Raw genomic sequence first — 24,286 nt, 5'->3', positions numbered from 1 at the left:
CAGGTACGGAGCGTACCCGGGGGCCGGCCCCCACGGCGGTCAACGCAGGAACTGCGTGTACCAGGGCATGGCAACCTCCAACCCTTCCAGGATGTCGTGCATGGGCTTGTAGCCCAGTTGCTCGTTGGCCTTGCCTATGTCCGCCTGCGAATGGCGCACGTCGCCGGCGCGGAAATCGCCGTAGATCGGCGCCTTGTCGTAATTCACGCCATGCTTGGCCAGTTGCGCGCGCAGGTGCTCGAACAACTGGTTCAGGCTGGTGCGGGCGTTATAGGCCACGTTGTAGACCTGCGCCGCCTTCTCCGGCTGCGACAGGGCCGCCAGCAGATTGGCCTGCACGGCGTTCTCGACGAAGCAGAAATCGCGGCTGGTCTCGCCGTCGCCGTTGATCACGACGTCCTCGCCGCGGATCATCTTGCCGATCCACTTCGGAATAACGGCGGCATACGCGCCATCGGGATCCTGCCGCTTGCCGAACACGTTGAAATAACGCAGGCCGACGCTGCCGAACCCGTAAGAGCGTGCGAATACGTCGGCATACAGCTCATTGACGTACTTGGTCACGGCATAAGGCGACAGCGGATTGCCGATCTCGGATTCGACCTTGGGCAGGCCGGGATGGTCGCCATAGGTGGAACTCGACGCCGCGTACACGTAGCCATGCACGCGAGCATCGCGCGCCGCCACCAGCATGTTCAGGAAGCCGTCGATATTCACCGCGTTGGTGGTCAGCGGATCTTCCAGCGAACGGGGCACGGAGCCCAGCGCCGCCTGGTGCAACACGAAGTCCACGCCGGTGCAGGCACGGCGGCAGGTGTCGATATTGCGGATATCGCCTTCGATAAAGGTGAACCGGGCCCATTGCTCGGCCGTGACCAACTCCATCACTTCATCGAGATTGTGCTGGAAACCGGTGGCGAAATTATCCAAGCCCACCACGGTCTGGTCCAGCTTGAGCAAAGTTTCCAGCAAGTTCGAGCCGATAAAACCGGCGCAGCCGGTAACCAGCCACTTGCGGGGCGACTTGCGCAGATCCTCGGTAATCTGTTGATAGCGATTCGTCATGCTTCTACCTTCTTCGATGATGACCCCCGACTCAAAGCCGCAGGTCGGATTCGTCCGGCCCCAGGACGTACTTCAGGTCGTACAAAACATGTTCAGGTTTGCCAAAGGCGCGAATCTCCGCCGAGCCCATTTCCATGAACTGCCGATGGGCAACGGCCAGGACGATGCCGTCGTAGGCGCCGGCCTGCGGCTGGCTTACAGGCGTTATACCGTATTCATGCACGGCCTCCTCGGGTTCGACCCAGGGATCGTAGACGTCGACGGCGACGTTGTATTCGCCTAGCTCGCGCACGATGTCGACAATACGGGTATTGCGCAGGTCCGGGCAGTTCTCCTTGAACGTCAAGCCCATTACCAGTACGCGCGCGCCCTGCACATGGATCCGCCGCCGCATCATGGCCTTGACCAGCTGCGATACGACGTAGCTGCCCATCGCGTCATTGAGCCTGCGGCCCGCCAGGATGATTTCCGGGTGATAGCCGATAGACTGCGCCTTGTGCGTCAGGTAGTAAGGATCCACGCCTATGCAGTGCCCGCCCACCAGGCCGGGACGGAATGGCAGGAAATTCCACTTCGTGCCGGCGGCCTGGAGCACTGCCTCGGTATCGATGCCCATCTTGTTGAAGATCAGCGCCAGTTCGTTGATCAGGGCGATGTTGACATCGCGCTGCGTATTCTCGATGACCTTGGCTGCCTCCGCCACGCGGATGGACGCCGCCTTGTGCGTGCCGGCGGTGATGATCTCGCGATAGAGCTGGTCGACCAGCTCCGCCACTTCCGGCGTCGATCCCGACGTGACCTTGCGTATCGTGCTGACCCGATGCGCCTTGTCGCCCGGGTTGATGCGCTCGGGGCTGTAGCCGGCGTAGAAATCCACATTGAATTTCAGGCCCGACACGCGTTCCAGCACGGGCACGCAGTCTTCCTCGGTGGCGCCGGGATAGACGGTCGATTCATAGATGACGATGTCGCCCCGCTTGAGCACCGCGCCTATGGTCTCGCTGGCGCGGACCAGGGGCGTCAGGTCGGGTTGCTTGTACGCGTCGATCGGCGTCGGCACCGTGACGATGAAGACATTGGCCTCGGCCAGCCGGGCGCGATCGTCGGTGTAGGCCAGGCCGGCCGCGCTGGCCAGCTCCTGGTCGTCGACTTCCAGGGTGTGGTCATGCCCGCGCTGCAACTCGTCGATCCGGCGCCGATTGATGTCGAAGCCGATGACCGTTCGCCGCTTGCCAAACTCCACCGCCAGCGGCAAGCCGACATAGCCCAATCCGACGACGGCAAGTTTGACGTCCTGAATACGCAACATAAGGTTTTCCACAGCGAGAGCGATGCCGGGGATTTTAGTGGAAACGCGACCACGCGATCCCCGCGGACGGGACGTCCTTGCCCTTGCACACACTCAACCCGCTCAACGCCTTCGATGGAAATTTCATGAGGTACAGAAGGTACATCCCCTCGGCCTGGTCTCACCCTCGATTGGCCCGCCGAAACGTATCAACATCATGCAGGGCCGGCGACGCCATCACTCAGTGCGGGCGCGGCGGAAGGGGGCCAGAGCGTGGCGCACCAGCGCGCGGCTTGCGCGGCGGCTGCATCATCCAGTCACCACTTTTTCATTGGGGCACCGCCGCGTGGCGCCGCCGCCTTTGCCCGGGGCCCCCGCCTACTTTTGCGCCGCGGAGATCTCCCGGCGGGGCAAGTTCGCTCAACCGGCTTGGATGGTGGGCCGCGACGGCACGAAGCGGTCTCCGCGCGGCTGAAGACTCCGATCTGCAACTGGCGCTTGGGATAAATAACGCCGTAGAGGAATAACGCCGTAGAGGACGAGGACAGAAAAAGGATAAAAAAAAGCCCAAGATCTTGCGATCTTGGGCTAAATCCACCAAAGGAGGAGGGTGGAGGAGACAACCGTGGCATGTCGAAAGGGTTAACCCTGTGGGGTCTACCGGAGGCTGTCGGGGTTTTGCACCGCGCCGACTGCGTTTCGACATCCGATGGGTGAATATTAACCAGAACTTTTGTGCGATGCAAGAAAAATTTTTAGCAGACTTACAGCCCAGCACAGATGTTGCTTTGGTGCATCGCATTATAGGCCGCTACCAGGGGGGAAGCTTCCTGCGCCCCCAAGGCCCCCCTGAGAGAAATATCGGGGACACGTAAGGGGTTAACCCTGCACCTGTCCGCAGCACCGGTCCTTGGCCGTATTCCCCGGTCAAATCCAATAGGCGGTAGTGGTCATCACCCGCGACAGCGCCCGCATCGCGCCGCGCACGGGCAGCGGCAGGGGCGTGGCGCCCGCCCGTTCGGCGCTCACCCTATGGTTGATCTCGTCCTGCTTCATTTGCTCGACCACGTTGCGGGAGCGCTGGTCCTGGGCGGGCAGCACCTTCAGGTGGCTGTCCAGGTGTGCTTCCACCTGGCGCTCGGTCTCCGCCATGAACCCGAGGTTGCGCGGCACGCCGGCGCGGCCGGCCATCAGGCCCAGCGTGAACGAACCGGCATACCAAAGGGGGTTGAACAGGCTGACGTGGCTGCCCAGCTCTTCCAGGCGGCGTGCGCACCAGGCCAGGTGGTCGACTTCCTCCGCGGCAGCCTCGCGCAGCAGGGCGCGGGCGGTGGGCTCGGCGCAGGCCACCGCCTGGCCCCGGTACAGGGCCTGGGCGCAGATCTCGCCAACGTGGTTGACGCGCATCAGGCCCGCCGCATGGCGCTTTTCCTGCGCCGTCAGCGGTTCGTCCCCCACCTCGGCCCCGGCCGGATAGGCCCGGCTGGCGTTGGCGTTGTTGGAAAGCACCTGCAAGGCGCGGTCGACCTCCCCCAGCAGGACATCCAGCGGGCCGCGGCGCCGCAGGAAACCCGGGGCGGAAGGGGAAGCGGCGGACGTAGTGGCGGGGGTGGACGGCGACATGACGGACTCCAGGTAACAACGCGCGGCCCGGACGCGGCGCGTGACGGCGAACGCCTATTGTATTTAAGGCTTGCCCCGTCGCCACAGGGGGCATCCGGCATGGGCAAGGACAGACCGGCTATGATCTCCGCTTTGAGGCTGCGCCCCGCGGGCGCCCTCGCGCAACTCTACGCAATTACGGGATTTCGACATGGAATGCACGATCGATTGGGGCGGCCCCTCGGGCATGCTGTTCGTAGCGACCTCCGGCAGCGGCCACATCGCCGCCATGGACGGCGCCGTGGAAGGCGGCGGGCATGACCTGGCCTTCCGGCCCATGGAAATGGTGCTGGCCGGCACCGGCGGCTGCACGGCGTACGACGTGGTGCTCATCCTCAAGCGTGGCCGCCATGCGGTCACCGGGTGCAGCGTCAAGCTGCAGGCCGACCGCGCCGACACCGACCCCAAGGTCTTCACGAAGATCCACTTCGCCTTCACCGTCACCGGCAACAAGCTGCCGCGCGCGGCGGTCGAGCGCGCGGTTCAGCTGTCGCACGAGAAATATTGCTCGGCCTCGGCCATGCTGGCCAAGACCGCCGAGCTGACTTTCTCGGTCGACGTGGTCGACACCAGCGAAGACGCCGCCCAGGCGGCCTAGAGCCCATGGCCCAATACGAAGACTTCATGCGCCATGTCTACGAACATGGCGTCACCAAGACCGACCGCACCGGCACCGGCACGCGCTCGACCTTCGGCTACCAGATGCGCTTCGACCTGGCGCAGGGCTTCCCCCTGATCACGACCAAGAAGCTGCATACCAAGAGCATCTTCATCGAGCTGTTGTGGTTCCTGCGCGGCGACGCCAATGTCCGCTGGCTGCAGGAGCGCGGGGTGACCATCTGGGACGAATGGGCCGACGCCAACGGCGACCTGGGCCCGGTCTACGGTGTCCAATGGCGCTCCTGGCCGACGCCGGACGGCGGGCACATCGACCAGATCAGCCAGCTGGTGGACCAGATCCGCCGCACGCCCGATTCGCGGCGCCTGATCGTGTCGGCATGGAACGTGGGGGAGATCCCCAACATGGCCTTGCCGCCTTGCCACGCCTTCATGCAGTTCTACGTGGCCGAGGGCAAGTTGTCTTGCCAGCTGTACCAGCGCAGCGCGGACATCTTCCTGGGCGTGCCCTTCAACATCGCCAGCTATGCCCTGCTGACCCACATGGTGGCGCAGCAATGCGACCTGGAGCCGGGCGATTTCATCTGGACCGGCGGGGATTGCCACATCTACAGCAATCACTTCGAGCAGGTGGAGCTGCAATTGTCGCGCGAGCCCTATCCCTATCCCAAGCTACGCATCAAGCGCAAGCCGCCGACCCTGTTCGACTACGAATACGAGGATTTCGAGATCCTCGACTATCAGTCGCATCCGCATATCAAGGGGCAGGTCGCGGTATGAAGAAGGTCAATCCGTCCGGCAAGGACGGCGGCGCGGCGCCCTCCCCCGTATTGACGCTGGTGGTGGCCTACGCGCGCAACCGCGTGATCGGCCGCGACAATGCCCTGCCCTGGAAGCTGCCGGGCGACCTGGCGCATTTCAAGCGCACCACGCTGGGCCATCCCATCGTCATGGGACGCAAGACGTGGGAATCGCTGGGACGGCCGCTGCCGGGACGCCGCAATATCGTGATCAGCCGCGACCCTGCGTATGCAGCGGCCGGGGCCGAAGTGGTCGGCAGCCTGCCGGCCGCGCTGGCCGCCTGCGCCGACGTGGCGCAGGTATGCGTGATCGGCGGCGCGCAGATCTATGCGGCCGCGTTGCCGCTGGCGCAGCGGATCGTCGCCACGGAAGTCCAGGCGGACGTGGAGGGCGACGCCTGGTTCCCGCCCTTGCCCGCGGATGAATGGCGCGAGATTTCCCGCCAGGCGCAGCCCGGGGAAAATGGCTACGCGTACGATTTCGTCGAGTATGAACGAAATCAGGCCGGGCAGCGGCAGGCTGGCTGAACCAGGCCCGCCCCCCGTTCATCCCCCCATCGCCTGGCGCAGGAAGCGCCACAACGACGCATCGTCGGAATAGGCCACGTTCAACCGCAGCCAGGCGATATCCTCCTGCTCCGCATCGAAATAGGAGCCCGGCGCCAGCCAGATGCCATCGCCCAGCGCACGGCTGGCCAGCGCATTGGCCCCGCCGTGCCACCCGTGCGGCAGCCCGGCCCACAGGAACAGGCCCGCGCGCGGTTCCGAATGCAGGGCCATGCCCAGTTCGGCCAGCGCCTGCGCCACCTTGCCGTGCGCCAGCGCCAGCCGCTCCCGCACGCGCGCGACATGGGCCTGGTAGCGTCCTTCGTGCAAGGCATGGTGCACGACGCGTTCGAGGATTTCCGGCGACGTCAGGCCCACCGCCATCTTGGTGCGCGCCATGTCGCGCACCACCTCGGCGTGGGCGACCAGATAGCCGACCCGCACCGACGGGCTGACCACCTTGGAATAACCGCTGAGATAGACCACGCGGCGCGCGCCGTCCAGGGCCGCGAGCATGGGGGCCACGCCCACGGCCAGCTCGCGCGAGATATCGTCCTCGATGATCCACATATCGTGCTGCTCGGCCACGCGCAGCAGCTGGAACGCATTGGCCATGCTCAGGGTGGCGCCCGTGGGATTCTGCAGCACCGGATTGATGAACAGCGCGCGCGGCCGGTGCAGCGCGGCCAATTGCTCCAGGGCCTGGCAGTCCAGGCCGGCGGGCCCGCGGTCCACCGACACGATGCGCAAGCCGGCCAGCCGCAGCAGCGGCAGCAGGTTGGCATAGCAGGGACGCTCCACGACCACCGTGTCGCCCGGCCGCAAGAGCGTGCGGATGGCCAGGTCCAACCCGTGCGTCACGCCTTGCGTCAGCAGGACCTGGTCCGCTTGCACCGGCAAGCCCAGGCCCGCGAGATGCCCGGCGATGGTCGCCCTCAGCGGCGCATAGCCATACGGATGGCCGTAGCCCGCGATACGGGCGCCGGGCACGCGCGCGACGTGGCGCAGGCCCAGGTGCAGGCCGTCCTCGTTGAGCCATTCGCCGGGCAGCCATCCGCAACCCGACTTGACGGGAATGGAGTGATCGGCGAAGACATCCGACAGCAGCCATTCCGCGCCCAGGGTGGGCGGCGACCATGGCCGCGGCGGCGCGCCGGCGGCATCGCCCGGCGACGCGCTGGACCGGGAAGCCACGCGATAGCCGGCGCCGGGACGGGACGTGACGCGCCCCGCCGCCGCCAGTCGCGCATAGGCGGCGGCCACGGTGAACGTGCTGACGCCGTGCAGGCGCGCGAAGTCGCGCACCGACGGCAGCGCCATGCCCGGCCGCAGCGCCTGGGTGTCGATGGCGCGCGCGATGGCATCGATGACCTGCTGCACCAGGCTGGGCGCGCGGGCACGGTCGCGCACGGGCTGGAATTCGATGAGAGGATAGTCGGCCACGCCTAGATTTCTGTACAGTTGTCCAGGATATCCCTGTACGGTAAGGGATATTTGCGCAAATTGTATATGTTCATGCCTATCCGGCGGAGCCACAATCGCCGCTACTGCCACTCAGTTGGTTTCCCCGGCTATCCCGCGCCCTACTCCTGGAGCTCCCCATGAACGCCCCCGCCATGCCCGACCTGTCGCATCTCTGGATGCCCTTCACCGCCAACCGCCAGTTCAAGGCCGATCCGCGCATGCTGGCCGGCGCCAAGGACATGTATTACACGGCGCTGGACGGCAAGCAGATCCTCGACGGCACGGCAGGCCTGTGGTGCGTCAACGCCGGACATTGCCGCAAGGAAATCGCCGAGGCCATCGCCAGCCAGGCCGCGCACCTGGACTACGCGCCGGGCTTCCAGCTGGGCCACCCGCTGGCATTCGAGGCCGCTACCGCCGTGGCCGGCCTGATGCCGGCTGGCATGGATCGCATTTTCTTCACCAATTCCGGCTCCGAGTCGGTCGACACGGCGCTGAAGATCGCCCTGGCCTATCACCGCGCCCGCGGCGAGGGGCAGCGCACCCGCCTGATCGGCCGCGAGCGCGGCTACCACGGCGTGGGTTTCGGCGGCATTTCGGTGGGCGGCATCTCGGGCAACCGCAAAACGTTCTCCGGCGCCCTGCTGCCGTCGGTGGATCACCTGCCGCACACCCACAACCTGGAAAAGAACGCCTTCAGCAAGGGCCAGCCCGCCTGGGGCGCGCACCTGGCCGACGAGCTGGAGCGCATCCTGGCCCTGCACGATCCCTCCACGGTGGCGGCGGTCATCGTCGAACCCATGGCCGGCTCGACCGGCGTGCTGATTCCGCCGCAAGGCTATCTGGAACGCTTGCGCGAAATCACGGCCAAGCATGGCATCCTGCTGATCTTCGACGAGGTCATCACCGCCTACGGCCGCCTGGGCGCCGCCACCGCCAGTGAATACTTCGGCGTGACGCCGGACCTGATCACCATGGCCAAGGGCGTCAGCAACGCGGCCGTGCCGGCCGGTGCGGTGGCGGTCAAGCGCGACGTGCATGATGCCATCATCAACGCGGTGAACGGCGGCATCGAGTTCTTCCACGGCTATACCTACTCGGCGCACCCGCTGGCCGCGGCCGCGATCCTCGCCACCCTGGATATCTACCGCCGCGACAACCTGTTCGCCCGCGCCCGCGAACTGGCGCCGGTGTTCGAGAAGGCCGTCCACGGGTTGCAAGGCGCGCGCCACGTCATCGATGTGCGCAACATCGGCCTGGTCGCCGGCGTCGAGCTGTCGCCGCGCGACGGCGCGCCGGGTGCACGCGCGGCCGAGGTGTTCAAGAAGTGCTTCGACGCCGGGGTGATGGTGCGCTACACCGGCGACATCCTTGCGATTTCGCCGCCGCTGATCATCAACGAAGCGCAGATCGCGGAGATCTTCGACACCATCGGCAAGGTGCTGAAAGAAGTCGCCTGATCCTGATGGATCCCGGCAGCCTGACGGGCCCTCTGCGGTATTGATGGGCTGTCACGCTGCCTTGCAACGCCCTGCTTCGCCCCGTGCCTCGCGGCCCCCCGCCAGGTACGGGGCGAATTGCCTTGGGCGCTGGGGAGCCATAGAGCGTTGCGGAGGGCGTTGCGGAAGCGGGAAAGGCGGGTCGGTCGAAGTCGGCCTGTCATCGAATATCCCCTATGATCCGAATAGACGAAGGCCTCTGGGTAATACTGGAAACCTGTCCGAACCGCTACGGTACGTCGCAGGTGCCGTCATGGCGGCTTCAGTAATCCCTTGGTCCCTATCCGCCTTTTCCAACGTCATGCTGAAGATTCCGCATTTCATCAACGGCCAGCCGTACGATGGCCGCAGTCCCCGCTACGCCGACGGCTTCGATCCGGCGCGCGGCGAGATCATTTCGAACGTGCCGCTGGCCGGCCCCGACGAGGTCGACCTGGCCGTCGCGGCGGCCTGCGCCGCCTTTCCCGCCTGGTCGGAAATGCCGCCACAGCGGCGCGCGCGCATCCTGTTCAATTTCAAGGGCCTGCTGGAGAAGCACCAGGACGAACTGGCCGCCATCATCACCCGCGAACACGGCAAGGTCTTGTCCGAAGCGCGCGGCGAGGTCATGCGTGCCATCGATATGGTGGCGTTCGCCTGCGGCGTTCCCCAACTGCTCAAGGGCCAATACACCGAGCAGGTCGAGGACGGTGTCGACAACTGGAGCCTGCGTGAACCGCTGGGCGTGGTGGTCGGCATCACGCCGTTCAACTTGCCCATGCTGGCGCCTTGCTGGATGTTTCCGCTGGCGCTGGCCTGCGGGAATACCTTCGTGCTCAAGCCTTCGGAACGCACGCCGTCGATCGCCGTACGACTGGGCGAACTGCTGCGGGACGCGGGACTGCCGGCGGGCGTGCTCAATGTCCTGCACGGCGACAAGCTGGCCGTCGACGCCCTGATCGCGCACGATGGCGTGCAGGCGGTGTCCTTCGTCGGTTCGTCCCCTACCGCCCAATACGTCCACGTCCAGGCATCCGCGCGCGGCAAGCGCGTGCAGGCCCTGGGCGGCGCCAAGAATCACCTGGTGGCCATGCCCGACGCGGACCTGGACCTGGTGGCCGATGCCCTGCTGGGGGCGGCCTATGGGACGGCCGGCGAGCGCGGCATGGCGGTGTCGGTGGCCGTCGCGGTGGGCAGCGCCGCCGACCCGCTGGTCGACCGCCTGGCGCCGCGCGTGCGGGCCCTGAAAGTCGGCAACGGCATGGATCCCGCCACGGCGATGGGACCGCTGGTCAGCGCCCAGCATCGCGGCAAGGTGCTGGGTTATATCGAGGACGGCGTCGAGGCGGGCGCCACCATCGTCGTCGACGGCCGGGGCTTGCAGGTGCCCGGCCATGAGAAGGGTTTCTTCGTGGGAGGCACCCTGTTCGACCACGTGCGGCCGACCATGAACATCTATCGCGAGGAAATCCTCGGTCCGGTGCTGTGCGTCTTGCGCGTGCCGGACCTGAAGACGGCCGTGGCGCTGGTGAACCAGCACGAATACGCCAACGGCGCGTCCTGCTATACGCGCGACGGCGCCACCGCGCGCGCCTTTGCGCGTGGCGTGCGCACCGGCATGGTGGGCATCAACGTGCCCATTCCCGCGCCCGCCGCATGGCATTCCATCGGGGGACGCAAGCAGTCGCTATTCGGCGGCTTCCATCTGCAAGGCGAGGAAGGCCTGCGTTTCCATACGCGCTACAAGAGCGTGATGCAGCGCTGGCCGGCCCCCGGCGCGGAAAATGCGCCGCGGTAGAAATACCGCGGCGCGGCCGCGCCTTCGTCAGGCGTAGGCCTCGATGGGCAGGCAGCTGCACACCAGGTTGCGGTCGCCGTAGGCGTTGTCGACGCGCGCCACCGGCGGCCAGTACTTGCCCTCGCGCAGGCTGGCCACCGGGTAGGCGGCCTGGCTGCGCGGGTAGTCGTGGTGCCATTCGTCCGCCAGCAGGGTGGCGGCGGTATGGGGCGCGTTCTTCAACACGTTGTCGTCGCGGTCGCGTTCGCCACGCTCCACCTGGGCGATTTCCGCGCGGATGGCGATCATCGCATCGATGAAGCGGTCCAGCTCGGCACGGCTTTCCGATTCGGTGGGTTCGACCATCAGCGTACCGGCCACGGGGAAACTCATGGTGGGGGCGTGGAAGCCGTAGTCGATCAGGCGCTTGGCGATGTCCTCGTTGGAAATGCCGCTGCTTTCCTTCAATTGGCGCACGTCCAGGATGCACTCGTGCGCGACACGGCCGTTGCGTCCCGAGTAGAGCACCGGATAGTGCGGGCGCAGGCGCTCGGCGATGTAGTTGGCGCTGAGGATGGCGACTTCGGTAGCGCGCAGCAGGCCTTCCGCGCCCATCAGCGCGATATAGATGTAGGGGATGGGCAGGATGCCGGCCGAACCGAAAGGCGCGGCCGAGACCGGGCCAACCTTGGCATCGGCCGGAAGCTTCCCGCCCGCATCGAGCACGCCGGGAAGATAGGGTGCCAGGTGGCCGCGCACCGCAACGGGGCCGACGCCCGGGCCGCCGCCGCCGTGGGGGATGCAGAAGGTCTTGTGCAGGTTCAGGTGCGACACGTCGGAGCCGAACTTGCCCGGCTTCGCCACGCCCACCATGGCGTTCATGTTGGCGCCATCCATGTACACCTGGCCGCCGGCCGCATGCACGATTTCGCAGATCTCGGTAACGGCTTCCTCGAACACGCCATGGGTGGACGGGTAGGTGATCATCAGCGCGGACAGCCGGTCGCCCACGTCTGCCACCTTGGCCCGCAGGTCGGCGACATCGACGTTGCCGTTCGCGTCCGAGGCCACCACCACGACCTGCATGCCGGCCAACTGCGCCGAAGCAGGGTTGGTGCCATGCGCCGACGATGGGATCAGGCACACATTGCGTTGATGCTGCCCATTGGCTTCGTGATAGCCGCGGATGGCCAGCAGGCCGGCGTATTCGCCCTGCGCCCCCGAATTGGGCTGCAGGCTGACAGCGTCGTAGCCGGTTATTTCGCACAGGGCGGACGACAGGCGCTCGATCAGTTCCGCGTAGCCCGCCGACTGGGCGGCCGGCGCGTAGGGATGGATCATGGCGAACTCGGGCCAGGTGATGGGTATCATCTCGGCCGTGGCGTTCAGCTTCATGGTGCACGAACCCAGCGGGATCATGCTGCGGTCCAGCGCCAGGTCCTTGTCGGACAGCTTGCGCAGGTAGCGCAGCATGTCGGTCTCGGACTGCACGCTGGAGAAAACCGGATGGGTCAGGATGTCGCCCTGGCGCGCCACGGCGGCCGGGATGCCGGTGACGGCGCGCGCTTCCAATGCGTCGGCGTCCAGCGCCGGCGCCGTCTTGCCCAGGCCGCGCGCGAACACGGCGGCCAGTTGCCGCAGGTCCTCGACGGTGACGGTCTCGTCCAGGGACACGGACACCTGGTCGCCATCGACCAGGCGCAGGTTGATGCGTTCGCCCACGGCGGCGTCGATCACCGCCTGGGTCGCCGCGCCCGTGCGCACCAGCAGCGTATCGAAGAAGGTGTCGTTGACGACGGTGGCCCCGAACGACTGTAGGACACCGCGCAGGATGGCGGTGGCGGTCTGCACGCGCTGGGCGATGCGACGGATGCCGGCCGGCCCGTGCCAGACGGCATACATGCCGGCCATCACGGCCAGCAAGACCTGCGCCGTGCAGATGTTGGACGTGGCCTTCTCGCGGCGGATGTGCTGTTCCCGGGTTTGCAGGGCCAGGCGCAGTGCCGTATTGCCCTGGGCGTCCTTGGAGACGCCGACCAGGCGGCCGGGCATGTTGCGCTTGTAGGCATCCTTGCAGGCCATGAAGCCGGCGTGCGGGCCGCCGAAGCCGAACGGCACGCCGAAGCGCTGGGCCGAACCGATGGCGATGTCCGCGCCCCACTCCCCGGGCGGCGCCAGCAGCGCCAGGGCCAGCAGGTCGGTGGCGCAGGCCACCACGGCGCCCTGCTCATGGGCGCGCGCGGCCAGCGCGCGGTAGTCGCCGATGGCGCCCAGGCTGTGGGGATATTGCAGCAGCACGCCGAAGCAGTCCGGCAGGCCGCCGGCTTCGTCGCCCACCGTCACCGTGATGTCCAGGCCCTCGGCGCGCGTGCGCACGACTTCGATGGTCTGGGGATGGCAGTGCCGCGAGACGAAGAAGACATTGCTGGACGACTTGGCGCCGCGACGCGCCAGCGTCATGGCCTCGGCGGCGGCCGTGCCCTCGTCCAGCAGCGAAGCATTGGCGATATCCAGGCCGGTCAGGTCCATGACCATGGTCTGGTAATTCAGCAAGGCCTCCAGGCGTCCCTGGGAGATTTCCGGCTGGTACGGGGTATAGGCCGTGTACCAGGCGGGATTTTCCAGGATGTTGCGCAGGATGACGTTAGGGGTATGCGTGCCGTAGTAACCCTGTCCGATGTAGTTGCGGAAAACCTGGTTGCGGCCAGCGATCTGCTTGAGCTCGGCCAGCACGTCGGGTTCGCTGCGCGCGGCGGGCAAGGCCAGCGGGGCGCGGTTGCGTATGGCGGGCGGCACCACCTGGCCGATGAGCTCGTCCAGGCTGGAGAGTCCCAGCACCGCCAGCATGGCGGCCTGGTCGGCATCGGACGGACCGATGTGGCGGGGGATGAAATCGGAGTGGGTGTCTAGGGCGCGCGACATGGATATCTCGGTGGGACGACGGTGTCCGCATCCAGGCGGACGGGCGGCGGGGCGCCGCGCAGCGCGCCGGCAGGGCCGGCGCGGCCGCGGGGCGCCGCACCGCGACTTAGAGTTGCTCGTAGCCGGCGGCGTCGAGCAGACCCTCGACGTCGGCGGGGTTGTTGGGCTTGAACTTGTAGATCCAGGTATCGAACGCGGCTTCGTTGATCAGGCCGGGCGTGCCTTCCAGCGCCTCGTTGAAGGCGACGACTTCGCCGGCGACCGGCGCGTAGATGTCCGAAGCGGCCTTGACCGACTCGACCACGCCGGCGGGATCGCCGGCGGCCAGCTTGGCGCCGACCTTGACTTCGCCGACGAAGACGAGATCGCCCAATTGCTCCTGGGCGCTGTCGGTGATGCCGACGACAAACACGTCGCCCTCGGCTTTGATCCACTCATGGGATTCGGTGTACTTGCGATCGGTAGGCAGGCTCATGGAGGCTCCTGGGTAGACGTTGTATGACGATGTAGGGTTGCGCGCCCACCCGTTCCAAACCGCGCGGCGCGCGGGCCCTGGAACGGGAAGCTACGAGTTTACGAGTGTTCGACGGCTTTGCCGTTACGCACGAAGGGCAATTTGGTCACCAGGGCCGGGACCCATTTGCCACGGATCTCCACTTCAACCTGTTCGCCGGGGCGGGTGCCGGCCGGCATCCGGGCGAACGCCACCGACACGCCCAGCGTGGGCGACATGGTGCCGCTGGTGATTTCGCCTGTGCCGGCGGCGCCGCGCACCTTCATGTGCGGACGCATGACGCCGCGCTCGCCCAGCTTCAGGCCGACGAAATCGTTGGGCGTGGGGAATTGCTCGATGGCGGCGCGGCCGATGAACTGGCGCCCGGCATCCTTCAGCGACACGGTCCACGTCAGGCCGGCTTGCGCGGGCTGGGTCAGTTCATCCATGTCCTGGCCGTACAGGTTCATGCCGGCTTCCAGGCGCAGCGTGTCGCGCGCGCCCAGCCCGCAGGGACGCACGCCCTGGGCCGCCAGGTCGCGCCACAGGCCGACGACCTGCGCGGCGGGCAGCACGATCTCGAAGCCGTCCTCGCCCGTATAGCCCGTGCGGGCCACGAGGGTGTCGGCATCGACGACGGCGCCGACGAAAGGCGTCAGCGGCTCGGACACGGCGCGCCACGCGGGGCGCGCGGCCCAGACCTTGGCGCGGGCATTGGGGCCTTGCACCGCGACCATGGCAAGGTCGCGGCGCGGGGTGACGACGACATCGAACTGGCCGGCGGCGGCCACGCGCTGCATCCAGGCGACATCCTTGTCGGCGGTGCCGGCATTGACCACCACGCGCCAGCGGTCGGGGGCGAAGAAGTAGACGATCAGGTCGTCGATGACGCCGCCTTCCGGGTTGAGCATGCAGCTGTACAAGGCCTTGCCCGGCACGGTCAGCTTGGCGACATCGTTGGCGATCAGGCGGCGCAGGTAGGCGGTGGCGCCGGCGCCCAGCACATCGACGTTGAGCATGTGCGAAACGTCGAACATGCCGGCGTCGGTGCGCACGGCATGATGCTCTTCCAGTTGCGAACCATAGGCCAGCGGCATGTCCCAGCCGCCGAAATCGACCATGCGCGCGCCGGCGGCGACATGCTCGGGGGCCAGGGGGGTTTGCTTCAAGGAGGCGGACATGGAGGCTCCGGTAGGACGGGTCAGGGATACGGAATACCTGCCGGATGCGAAAACGGGGTCGGGAAACGACGGGTCCGCCTGCCGGCTGGTGGTGTTTCCGCCCCTCTGTCCTTTTGCCTGAGAGTTGCCCCGCATGGCGGGTTTGCACCTTCGGCGTCCGGGCCTGCCGCCGCCCGCGCCTTGCGCGCGGGGAAATGGGGCCGCCGGATCTCTCCAGAGCGCTGTGTTGCCCGGCCCGCCGCGAGACGGGTGGACAGGCATGTTGCGGTATCGGTTACCTGAGCGATTCTGGGCGAATTGCGCCTTCGGCGGCGGTGCCTGGTCCTGTTCAGGACCGGATCCGCTCTCTCCCGCACGATGCGTGACAGCCGGCGAAGAATATCATGCCCGCCCCCTCCCGCGCTACGCGGCGTCCCGGCGGCGCCGGGCCCGACCCGTTGCACCAGCGCGACAACGCGGCCGCGCGAGACTTACAACGCCTTGCCGCAAGCGACGGCGGAAGCCCAGGCCCACTGGAAGTTGTATCCGCCCAGCCAGCCCGTGACATCGACGGCCTCGCCGATGAAGTGCAGGCCGGAGACGGCACGGGCCTGCATGCTCTTCTGGTCCAGGCCGCGGGTGTCGACGCCGCCGCGCATGACCTCTGCCTTCTTGTAGCCGGCCGTGCCGGTGGGAACCAGGGTCCAGTCGTGGATGCGTGCCGCCAGGGCGCGCAGGGTCTTGTCGGGGATGTCGGCCAGGCGCTGCGTGGCCAGGCCGTCGCCTTCCAGCCACGCTTCGGCCAGGCGGCGCGGCCACAGGCCGGCCAGCACGGTGCCCAGCTGCTGCCGATTACCCGGCTTGGCGGCCACCAGGTCCTGGCCCAGGTCCAGTCCCGGCGCCAGGTCCAGGCTGAGCGGCTCGCCGGGGTTCCAGTAGCTGGAAATCTGCAGGATCGCGGGGCCGGACAGGCCGCGGTGGGTGAACAGCAGGTCTTCCAGGAATTCGCCTTGCCCGCTGCGCACGCCGGCCTCCAGCGCCACGCCGGACAAGGCGGCGAAGGGCTGCCACAAGGCCGGATCGAAGGTCAGCGGCACCAGCGCGGGACGGGGCTCGACCACCTTCAGGCCGAACTGGCGCGCCACCTTCAAGCCATAATCGGTGGCGCCCAGCTGCGGTATGGCCATGCCGCCGGTGGCGATCACCAGCTTGGCGGCGCGCAAGGTGCCGGCCGTCGTGGTGCGCAGGACAAAGACGCCGTCCGGGGCGCCAGCGCGCGCCGCCGCATCGCCGTCAGCCCCGGCCGCCTCGCGCGCGATCTCCGCCACGCCGCAGCCCATGCGCCATTGCACCTGGCCGGCGCCGCATTCCGCGCGCAGCACGTCGATGATGGATTCGCTCGTATCGTCGCAAAAGAGCTGGCCGCGATGCTTCTCGTGCCAGGCCACGCCATGCCGGCGCAGCAGTTCGAGAAAATCGCGCGGGCCGTATCCCGCCAGCGCGGACCGGCAGAAATGCGGGTTCTCCGACAGGAAGTTGGCCGGCCCCGCGCCGAGGTTGGTGAAGTTGCAGCGGCCGCCGCCGGAGATGCGTATCTTCTCCGCCAGCTTGTCCGCGTGGTCGATCAACACCACGCGCAGGCCGCGCTGGCCGGCGACGGCGGCGCACATCATGCCCGCCGCGCCCGCGCCGATCACCGCTACGTCGTAAATGTGCGTCATGCGATTCGACCATCGCGCGGCGGCGCGACGGTCCGCACGCTTGCCACGATCACAGTTCCTTCAGGCAATCGACGTAATACCGCACTTCGCCGTTCTCGTCCGTATCCTCGGCCAGGCCGTGGATGTCGGTCTCGAAACCGGGGAAGCGCGCGTTGAACGCGCGGGCGAACTGCAGGTACTGGACGATGGTGCGATTGAAGCGCTCGCCCGGGATCAATAGCGGGATGCCCGGCGGGTAAGGCGTCAGCAGCACGCCGGTGACGCGGCCTTCCAGGTCCTCGACGCTCACCCGCTCGACTTCGCGGTGGGCCATTCGGGCAAAGGCGTCGGATGGCTTGAGGGCCGGCACCATGTCGCTCAGATACACCTCGGTGGTCAGGCGCGCCACGTCGCTTTCGCGATAGGCCTCGTGGATCTGCTGGCAGAGGTCGCGCAGGCCCATGCGCTCGTACTGCCGGTGGTCGCGGCAGAACTCGGGCAGGATGCGCCACATCGGCTGGTTGCGGTCGTAGTCGTCCTTGAATTGCTGCAAGGCGGTCAGCAGCGTGTTCCAGCGGCCCTTGGTGATGCCGATGGTGAACAGGATGAAGAACGAGTAAAGGCCCGTCTTCTCCACCACCACGCCGTGCTCGGCCAGGTACTTGGACACCAGCGCCGCCGGAATGCCGGTCTCGCCGAAACTGCCGGAGATGTCCAGCCCCGGGGTAATGATGGTGGCCTTGATCGGATCCAGCATATTGAAGCCGTCGGCCAGGTCGCCGAAGCCATGCCAGTGGTCGTTCGATTCCAGCAGCCATTCGTCGCGGTTGCCGATGCCTTCGGAAACGAGGCGGTTGGGGCCCCAGACCTTGAACCACCAGTCGTTGCGGCCGTATTCCGACTCCACCTTGCGCATGGCGCGGCGGAAATCCAGCGCTTCGCGGATGCTTTCCTCCACCAGCGCCGTGCCGCCAGGCGCTTCCATCATGGCCGCGGCCACGTCGCAGGACGCGATGATCGCGTACTGCGGCGAGGTGGACGTGTGCATCAGGTAGGCTTCATTGAAGATGTTGCGGTCCAGCTTGCGGGTCTTGGACTCCTGCACGATGATCTGCGACGCCTGCGAAATGCCCGCCAGCAGCTTGTGCGTGGAGTGGGTGGCGAACACGATGGCGTCCTCGCTGCGCGGCCGGTCCTGGCCGATGGCGTGCATGTTCGTGTAGTACTCGTGGAAAGCCGCATGCGGCAGCCAGGCTTCGTCGAAATGCAGGGTATCGACGTAGCTGCCCAGCTTCTCCTTGATCATTTCCACGTTGTAGATGACGCCGTCGTACGTGCTCTGCGTCAGCGTCAGGATGCGGGGCGTCTTGTTCACGGCTTCGCGCGCGAACGGGTTGGCCTCTATCTTCTTGCGGATGTTCTCGGGATCGAATTCCTCGATGGGTATCGGTCCGATGATGCCCAGGTGGTTGCGCGTGGGGCGCAGGAACACCGGGATCGCGCCCGTCATGGTGATGGCATGCAGGATGGACTTGTGGCAATTGCGGTCCACCACCACCACGTCGCCGGCGGCGACGTTGGCGTGCCACACGACCTTGTTCGACGTCGACGTGCCGTTGGTGACGAAGTAGCAGTGGTCGGCGTGGAAGATGCGGGCGGCGTTCAGCTCCGACTCCGCCACCGGTCCGGTGTGGTCGAGCAGCTGGCCCAGTTCGTCCACCGCGTTGCAGACGTCGGCGCGCAGCATGTTCTCGCCGAAGAACTGGTGGAACATCTGGCCCACCGGGCTCTTCAGGAAAGCCACGCCGCCGGAGTGGCCGGGGCAGTGCCAGGAGTACGAACCGTCCTGGGCATACTTGACCAGTTCGCGGAAGAACGGCGGCGCCAGGCTGTCGACGTAGCTGCGCGCCTCGCGGATGATGTGGCGCCCGACGAACTCCGGCGTGTCCTCGAACATGTGGATGAACCCGTGCAGCTCGCGCAGGATGTCGTTCGGAATGTGTTCCGACGTGCGCGTTTCACCATACAGGTAAATGGGGATGTCGGCGTTGCGGAAGCGCAGTTCGCCGATGAAGGCGCGCAGGTTCTTGATGGCGCTGGCCACGTCCTCCGGCGAATCGACGTCGAACTCCTCGTCATCGATGGACAGGATGAAGGCGCTGGCGCGGCTTTGCTGCTGGGCGAAGGAACTGAGGTCGCCGTAGCTGGTGACCCCCAGCACCTCCACGCCCTCGGCCTCTATGGCGGCGGCCAGCGCGCGTATGCCCAGCCCCGAGGCGTTCTCGGAGCGGTAATCTTCGTCAATGATGACTATGGGAAACCGGAATTTCATGCGGGCACTCCTGCGGGGCGTAAGGCGAAAGCGGGGCGAGTGTACTGCGTGCGCGGGACAGGCGCATGACGATGGACCCGGCGCCGCGGGGCGCGCGGAAAAGGGGCAAGGTCGGACGCGGACGGTGCCGGCGGGGATTTTAGCCCCGTATCGGTACGGCCCCGTATCGGCATCCCATGCCGGCAGTCCCACCCGGGCCCCATGGCGTCGTCACCGGGGGGCTCGTCCCGCAAGCAGCGCCGCGCGGAAGCCCCGCCCTTGCCTCAGCACCAGCTTCGGCGCGGCAATCGGGACGGGCCTCTCATGCCGCGAACCAGGGCATCCAGCCGGGCTCGGCTCAATGCCTCCATGTTCCTCTCCCCCAGCGGGAACAGCGCGTCGGCAGGCGGCGCGAGCCGGCGCCGCGCGCACTCCAGCACGCCGCGCGCCTGCTCGGCCCGCCCCTGGGCCAGATACCACTGCGCCAGCCGCTCGTAATGACGCATCTGCATGGGCTCCCAGGCGATGCAGCGCAGGAGCGCCCGTTCGTAGCCGGGCCCCTGGCGGCCGCATTCGCGCGCGTCGGCCTCGGCCAGCACCGTTTCATAGCTGTCCAGGGAATGGCGCCGCAGCGCGCGCCAGCGGCGCAGGCGCTCGGCGCGGCCGTACAGGCCCGGAAACAGGGCGGCCACGCGCTCGACCACGGCCGGGGCATGGGGACTGCCGGCCAATGCGCAAGCGGCGCTTTGCCACGACGCCTCCGCCAGGCCCAGCTGGGCCTGTGCCTGGGCCAGGCGCAACCACAGGGGCGCATGCGAACGATAACGCTGTGCCAGGGGCTCCAGGATGGCGCAGGCCAGCGACCAGCATCGCCGCGCCAGCATTTCGACCCCCTCCACGTAGCGCGCGGCATCGCGGCCATGCATCCCGGCCAGCACTTCGCGCTTGTGCCGGCGCAGGATGGCCGGGTCGTCGATCATGACCAACGCGCGCCAACGCACCAGCGCGGGCAGGTTGGCATTGCCGACGATGCGCAGCAGCGTGCGGCCGAAATCGCGCGGCGACTCGACGATGCCCTGGGCGATCTGGGCGCGATGCAGGACCAGGGGCGAATCATCGCCGATACGCGCATGCCAGGCGGTGGCGCTGGCCACGTCGCCGCGCGCGCAGGCGCGCCGCAGCCCATCCAGGACGGCGGCGTCCGCATGGCGCCAGGCGGGGTCGAACTCGAATCCGGCATGGCCCGGCGGCACCAGCACCATGCCGACCTCGCCGCCAGGCCCGTAGCGACGCGCCAGGCCGGCTTCGCTGGTCCATTGCAGCGACCATCGCTCCGGGTCGCGCCGGAAAAACACGCCATGCCCGGCGTCATAGCCGCAGACCACGTCCACGTGCGAGAAAAACGGCCCGTCGACCAGGCCGATCACCGGCAGGCCCGCGGACAGCAGGGCTCGCAGCACGGCGGGCTGCATCCTCACGAATTCCACGCGGTAGGCGCGCGCCACGAAATAGTCGCGCAGGCGCCCCATTTCGACGCCCCCCTGCCCGCCCAGGGCGGCATACAGGGCCTGCGGGTCAAGGGGATCGCCGTGCCAGGCCGACACCATCGCGGCGGCGGTGGGCACGCACTGGTGGCGCACCTGGCTCAGCGGCGGCAGCGCCAGCAGCACGCGCGGGCACGCCAGCAGGCGCTCGCACTCGGCCCTCGCCTGGTCCGGGCCCAGGGTCGCCGCCAACAAGGTGGTCAGCAAATGGGCGTCGCGCAGCAGGCTGGCCGTGAAGAGCAGCCAGTCCCGCACCTTCTCGCGGGTGTCGCCGTCCGGCCACCGCGCCAGGTACGCCGTGCCGACGCGGCTGGCCGCGTGCAGGTTGTTCAGGCTCAGTTCCAGGCACAGGCGCAGGTAGTCGTAGGGCTCGTCCCCGCCATCGGCCTTGACCGACTCGCGCGCCTGCTCATACAAGGCCGCGGACATCAGCACGTGCGCCAGGCTGGCGCGCGCCCGGTGCCAGCGCGGCGCCAGGTCGACGGCGCGCCGCAAGGCCGCCGCCGCCCGCTCCCACTCGCGCTGGCTGGCCCAGGCGTGGCCCAGGGTATAGGCCACGCGCGGATCGCGTTCGAACATCAGCAGATGAGGACTGGGCAGCTGCGCCGCCTGGGCAGGCGCGGCGCCGCGCAACCGGGCCGACAGCATGACTGCTTCGGCCAGGGCGCGCACGGCCTCGGGCACCCGGCGCGCGTCCAGGAGGCTGGTCAGCTGGGACACGCCGGCGGCGATGTCGCGGCGCACGGCCTGGCGCAGCCATTCCAGCAGGACGTAGGGGTTGTCCGGCCACCGCTTGTGGGCCCAGCGCACGACGGCCCGGTACCGGCGCTCCAGCCCCAATGCACGCGCCGCTTCGGCCGCCAGCAAGGCGTTGCAGGGCAGGACGGAAAGCCGGCCGCGGCTGGCATGCTCCAGCAGCCGCCAGGCGTCGGCGTAGCGTCCCTGCGCCAGGGCGTCGGCGCCAGGCTGCAATTCCTCGGAAACCAGCGGCGGGGCATAGCGGGAAGCAAAGAACATGCGGGGGTCGCCAAAGCTTGGGGATTTTCCAAAACTTAGGGGCGTATAGTAGATCAATACAAGATGTAACCCAACTTCGATTTACCGGGTGCTCGCGGGACCAGGCAAGCCGGCCCCGCTCGGGAAGTCGGCGTTGCGGGGCGTCGGCGGTGCGCTCTGCTGTAGAGACTTTCCCTAGGAGGCGGTCCACCAGGGAGCGCGGCTGTATATATTTGTCACCTTGTCCGCGCGCGGCGCGGGTGTTTCCTCGCGGGTGTTTCCTATTTGGAGGCCGAATGGCTATGTTGTCCCGGATTCGTATTTCGCAGGCGGTATCGATGTTCGTAGGGGTGGCGGCAGGCGCCGCCTTGGTCACCGCGGCGCAAGCCGCCACGACGCTGACGATGACGACGGAATATCCCGCCACCGCGATGCCCGGCTTGGGCGTGAGCACCTTCGCCGAGCTGGTGAAGCAGAAAAGCCATGGCGAAGTCATCATCGAAACGTCCTTCGACGCCGCCAAGGGCATCAAGTCCGCCGGCATGATCGACGCCGTGCAGGCGCGCAAGGTCGACGCGGGCGACGCCTTCGCTGGCGGCCTGTCCAACACCTATCCCATCTTCGGGGTGTCCTCCCTGCCCTTCCTGGCCGACTCCCTGCAGAAGGCCCGCGCGCTGACCAAGGCCTCGCGCCCCGCCTACGAGAAGCTGCTGGCCGAGCACAACCAGAAGCTGCTGTACACCACGCCCTGGCCGGCCTCCGGCATCTGGTCCAAGGCCCCCATCAAGAGCGTGGCCGACCTGAAGGCGCTGTCCATCCGCACCTACGACGACATGTCGCAGGCCACCATGACCAAGGCGGGCGCCAAGGCCTCGAACATTTCCTTCGCCGATGCCATGCCGCGCATCGCCGCGGGTGACGTCAACGCCGTGCTGTCATCGGGCGACGGCGGCGCGGGCCGCAAGCTCTGGGAACACCTGCCGGCCTTCGCCGAAATCAATTACGCCATGCCGATTTCCGTGGCCACCATGAACCTGGACGCCTACAAGGCGCTGAGCCCGGCCGAGCGCAAGGCTGTCGACCAGGCCGCCGCCGAAACCGAAGCCGAACAATGGAAACGCATCCAGGGCCGCCTGAAGGCCAACTATGACAATATGCGCAAGAATGGCGTGGCCATCAACACGCAGGTCGCGCCCAGCGTGAAGAAGGCGCTCAAGGACGCCGCCGCCGATTCGGTAGCGACCTGGAAGCAGCAGACCGGCGCGGACGGCGCAGCCATACTCAAACGCTACCAGGGCAAGTAGACCCGCGCGTGCGCGGACACCAGGACCTTTGTTCATGCGGCCAGCCTCTCCCCATCCCGCCCACCCCGGGGTCATTATTTTCAAGCCGGCCGCGGCGGCCGATCTGGAAGCACTGGCCGACCTGCGCGCCGAGGCCATGCGCGCAAGCCTGGAGCGCGTGGGCCGCTACGATCCCGAGCGCGCCCGCCAGCGGCTGCGCGGCAGCTGGGCGCCCGCGCATACCTGGATCATGGAGATCGACGGGCGCCGGGCCGGTTTCTATACCCTGCGTCCGATCGAGGACGGCCTGAAACTGGACCACCTGTACATCCTGCCGGCATTCCAGGACCTGGGCCTGGGCACCCGCGTCATGCGGCGGATTGCCGCGCAGGCCGACGCGGCGGGCGCGGCCGTCCACCTTGGCGCCCTGCGCGACAGCCCGTCCAACGCCTTCTACCAGCGCCAGGGCTACGTCAAGACGGGGGAAGATGAGTGGGACATCTATTACGTCCGCCCCGCGCATCGCCCGCCGGCCTGACACGGCCGGCGCGATCAGGCAAGGGGCAACTCAAGTGCGCGGCAACGTAACGCCGCGCTGGCCCTGGTACTTCCCGCCGCGATCGCGGTAGGAGGTTTCGCAGACTTCGTCGCTTTCCAGGAACAGCATCTGGGCGCAACCTTCGCCCGCATAGATCTTGGCCGGCAGCGGCGTGGTGTTGGAGAATTCCAGCGTTACGTGGCCTTCCCACTCCGGCTCCAGCGGCGTCACGTTGACGATGATGCCGCAGCGCGCGTACGTGCTCTTGCCCAGGCAGATGGTCAGCACGCTGCGCGGAATGCGGAAATATTCCACGGTGCGCGCCAACGCGAAGGAGTTGGGAGGAATGATGCACACGTCGCCGGAAAAGTCGACGAACGAGCCTTCATCGAAATTCTTCGGGTCGACGATGGTCGAGTTGATGTTGGTGAAGATCTTGAATTCGTTCGCGCAGCGCACGTCGTAGCCGTAGCTGCTGGTGCCGTAGCTGACGATGCGTTCGCCGTTGTGAGCGCGGACCTGGCCCGGCTCGAAGGGCTCGATCATGCCGGCCGCGGCGGCGCGGCGTATCCACAGGTCGCTCTTGATGCTCATAGAAAAAACCGTTCAAAGGGGTATCGGGCGCGTATTTTACCGCGCGC

General features: G+C 67.3%; 18 protein-coding genes and 2 riboswitches. Of the genes, 7 read left to right on the top strand and 11 right to left on the bottom strand.

What is annotated here, in order from left to right; translation table 11 throughout:
• Nucleotides 1-39: 39 nt before the first annotated feature.
• From C7R54_RS13660 to coq7, 3 genes are all read right to left on the bottom strand, one after another.
• Complete coding sequence (locus tag C7R54_RS13660) at nt 40-1,065, bottom strand: SDR family oxidoreductase (protein ID WP_129150959.1); 1,026 nt, start codon at nt 1,063-1,065, stop codon at nt 40-42.
• A 31-nt stretch (nt 1,066-1,096) separates the two neighbouring features.
• A complete protein-coding gene (gene tviB / locus C7R54_RS13655; protein WP_129150958.1) occupies nt 1,097-2,374 on the bottom strand; it encodes a Vi polysaccharide biosynthesis UDP-N-acetylglucosamine C-6 dehydrogenase TviB in 1,278 nt (425 codons plus the stop codon).
• A 906-nt stretch (nt 2,375-3,280) separates the two neighbouring features.
• A complete protein-coding gene (gene coq7 / locus C7R54_RS13650; protein WP_129150957.1) occupies nt 3,281-3,976 on the bottom strand; it encodes a 2-polyprenyl-3-methyl-6-methoxy-1,4-benzoquinone monooxygenase in 696 nt (231 codons plus the stop codon).
• 190 nt (nt 3,977-4,166) lie between these two features.
• Between coq7 and C7R54_RS13645 the strand changes: the two genes are divergently transcribed.
• Genes C7R54_RS13645 through C7R54_RS13635 form a run of 3 tightly spaced genes read left to right on the top strand, consistent with a single transcriptional unit; the run spans nt 4,167 to nt 5,961 of the window.
• Nucleotides 4,167-4,613 (top strand): OsmC family protein, encoded by a 447-nt coding sequence (locus tag C7R54_RS13645; protein ID WP_129150956.1) that lies wholly within the window; start codon nt 4,167-4,169, stop codon nt 4,611-4,613.
• A 5-nt stretch (nt 4,614-4,618) separates the two neighbouring features.
• Nucleotides 4,619-5,413: a thymidylate synthase gene (locus C7R54_RS13640; RefSeq protein ID WP_129150955.1), complete on the top strand. Its 795-nt coding sequence runs from the start codon at nt 4,619-4,621 to the stop codon at nt 5,411-5,413.
• The gene (locus tag C7R54_RS13635; protein WP_129150954.1) at nt 5,410-5,961 is read left to right on the top strand and encodes a dihydrofolate reductase; all 552 of its coding nucleotides are present in this window, start codon (nt 5,410-5,412) and stop codon (nt 5,959-5,961) included. Before C7R54_RS13640 ends, C7R54_RS13635 begins: the two co-directional genes overlap by 4 nt.
• A gap of 18 nt (nt 5,962-5,979) precedes the next feature.
• Here C7R54_RS13635 and C7R54_RS13630 read toward each other — a convergent pair whose 3' ends face one another.
• Nucleotides 5,980-7,422, bottom strand: coding sequence for an aminotransferase-like domain-containing protein (locus C7R54_RS13630; RefSeq protein ID WP_240039509.1), 1,443 nt, complete (start codon nt 7,420-7,422; stop codon nt 5,980-5,982).
• A 158-nt stretch (nt 7,423-7,580) separates the two neighbouring features.
• Here C7R54_RS13630 and aptA point away from each other — a divergent pair, with 158 nt between their 5' ends.
• Both aptA and C7R54_RS13620 read left to right on the top strand, forming a co-directional pair.
• On the top strand, nt 7,581-8,903 hold the full coding sequence (gene aptA / locus C7R54_RS13625) for an omega-aminotransferase AptA (protein WP_192903651.1): 1,323 nt from the start codon (nt 7,581-7,583) through the stop codon (nt 8,901-8,903).
• Between the two features lie 340 nt (nt 8,904-9,243).
• A complete protein-coding gene (locus tag C7R54_RS13620; protein ID WP_129151071.1) occupies nt 9,244-10,719 on the top strand; it encodes a CoA-acylating methylmalonate-semialdehyde dehydrogenase in 1,476 nt (491 codons plus the stop codon).
• 27 nt (nt 10,720-10,746) lie between these two features.
• On the opposite strand, the gene gcvP is transcribed toward C7R54_RS13620, so the two are convergent.
• The 6 genes from gcvP to C7R54_RS13590 form a co-directional block, all read right to left on the bottom strand.
• Nucleotides 10,747-13,620, bottom strand: a complete 2,874-nt coding sequence (gene gcvP, locus C7R54_RS13615; protein ID WP_129150953.1) for an aminomethyl-transferring glycine dehydrogenase — start codon at nt 13,618-13,620, stop codon at nt 10,747-10,749.
• A 106-nt stretch (nt 13,621-13,726) separates the two neighbouring features.
• The gene (gcvH, locus tag C7R54_RS13610; RefSeq protein ID WP_129150952.1) at nt 13,727-14,095 is read right to left on the bottom strand and encodes a glycine cleavage system protein GcvH; all 369 of its coding nucleotides are present in this window, start codon (nt 14,093-14,095) and stop codon (nt 13,727-13,729) included.
• 98 nt (nt 14,096-14,193) lie between these two features.
• Complete coding sequence (gene gcvT, locus C7R54_RS13605) at nt 14,194-15,294, bottom strand: glycine cleavage system aminomethyltransferase GcvT (protein WP_129150951.1); 1,101 nt, start codon at nt 15,292-15,294, stop codon at nt 14,194-14,196.
• A gap of 95 nt (nt 15,295-15,389) precedes the next feature.
• A riboswitch (glycine riboswitch) is annotated at nt 15,390-15,521 on the bottom strand.
• Between the two features lie 28 nt (nt 15,522-15,549).
• Nucleotides 15,550-15,657: riboswitch (glycine riboswitch) on the bottom strand.
• Between the two features lie 107 nt (nt 15,658-15,764).
• Complete coding sequence (locus C7R54_RS13600) at nt 15,765-16,994, bottom strand: BaiN/RdsA family NAD(P)/FAD-dependent oxidoreductase (RefSeq protein ID WP_129150950.1); 1,230 nt, start codon at nt 16,992-16,994, stop codon at nt 15,765-15,767.
• Nucleotides 16,995-17,043: 49 nt separating this feature from the next.
• A complete protein-coding gene (locus tag C7R54_RS13595) occupies nt 17,044-19,305 on the bottom strand; it encodes an arginine/lysine/ornithine decarboxylase (protein ID WP_129150949.1) in 2,262 nt (753 codons plus the stop codon).
• 263 nt (nt 19,306-19,568) lie between these two features.
• Entirely contained in the window at nt 19,569-21,845 is a 2,277-nt protein-coding gene (locus C7R54_RS13590; RefSeq protein WP_129150948.1) for a cysteine peptidase family C39 domain-containing protein, read from the bottom strand.
• A 275-nt stretch (nt 21,846-22,120) separates the two neighbouring features.
• Between C7R54_RS13590 and C7R54_RS13585 the strand changes: the two genes are divergently transcribed.
• Both C7R54_RS13585 and C7R54_RS13580 read left to right on the top strand, forming a co-directional pair.
• Nucleotides 22,121-23,128, top strand: a complete 1,008-nt coding sequence (locus C7R54_RS13585; RefSeq protein WP_377814494.1) for a TRAP transporter substrate-binding protein — start codon at nt 22,121-22,123, stop codon at nt 23,126-23,128.
• Nucleotides 23,129-23,162: 34 nt separating this feature from the next.
• On the top strand, nt 23,163-23,645 hold the full coding sequence (locus C7R54_RS13580; protein WP_129150947.1) for a GNAT family N-acetyltransferase: 483 nt from the start codon (nt 23,163-23,165) through the stop codon (nt 23,643-23,645).
• Between the two features lie 30 nt (nt 23,646-23,675).
• Here the strand turns inward: C7R54_RS13580 and dcd are convergent, their stop codons facing one another.
• A complete protein-coding gene (gene dcd / locus C7R54_RS13575; protein ID WP_094851384.1) occupies nt 23,676-24,239 on the bottom strand; it encodes a dCTP deaminase in 564 nt (187 codons plus the stop codon).
• Nucleotides 24,240-24,286: the final 47 nt, after the last annotated feature.

This window comes from Achromobacter aloeverae, assembly GCF_004121055.1.
In the GTDB taxonomy this organism is placed as follows: domain Bacteria; phylum Pseudomonadota; class Gammaproteobacteria; order Burkholderiales; family Burkholderiaceae_B; genus Bordetella_C; species Bordetella_C aloeverae.
This window is presented reverse-complemented; position numbering and strand designations above follow the sequence as displayed.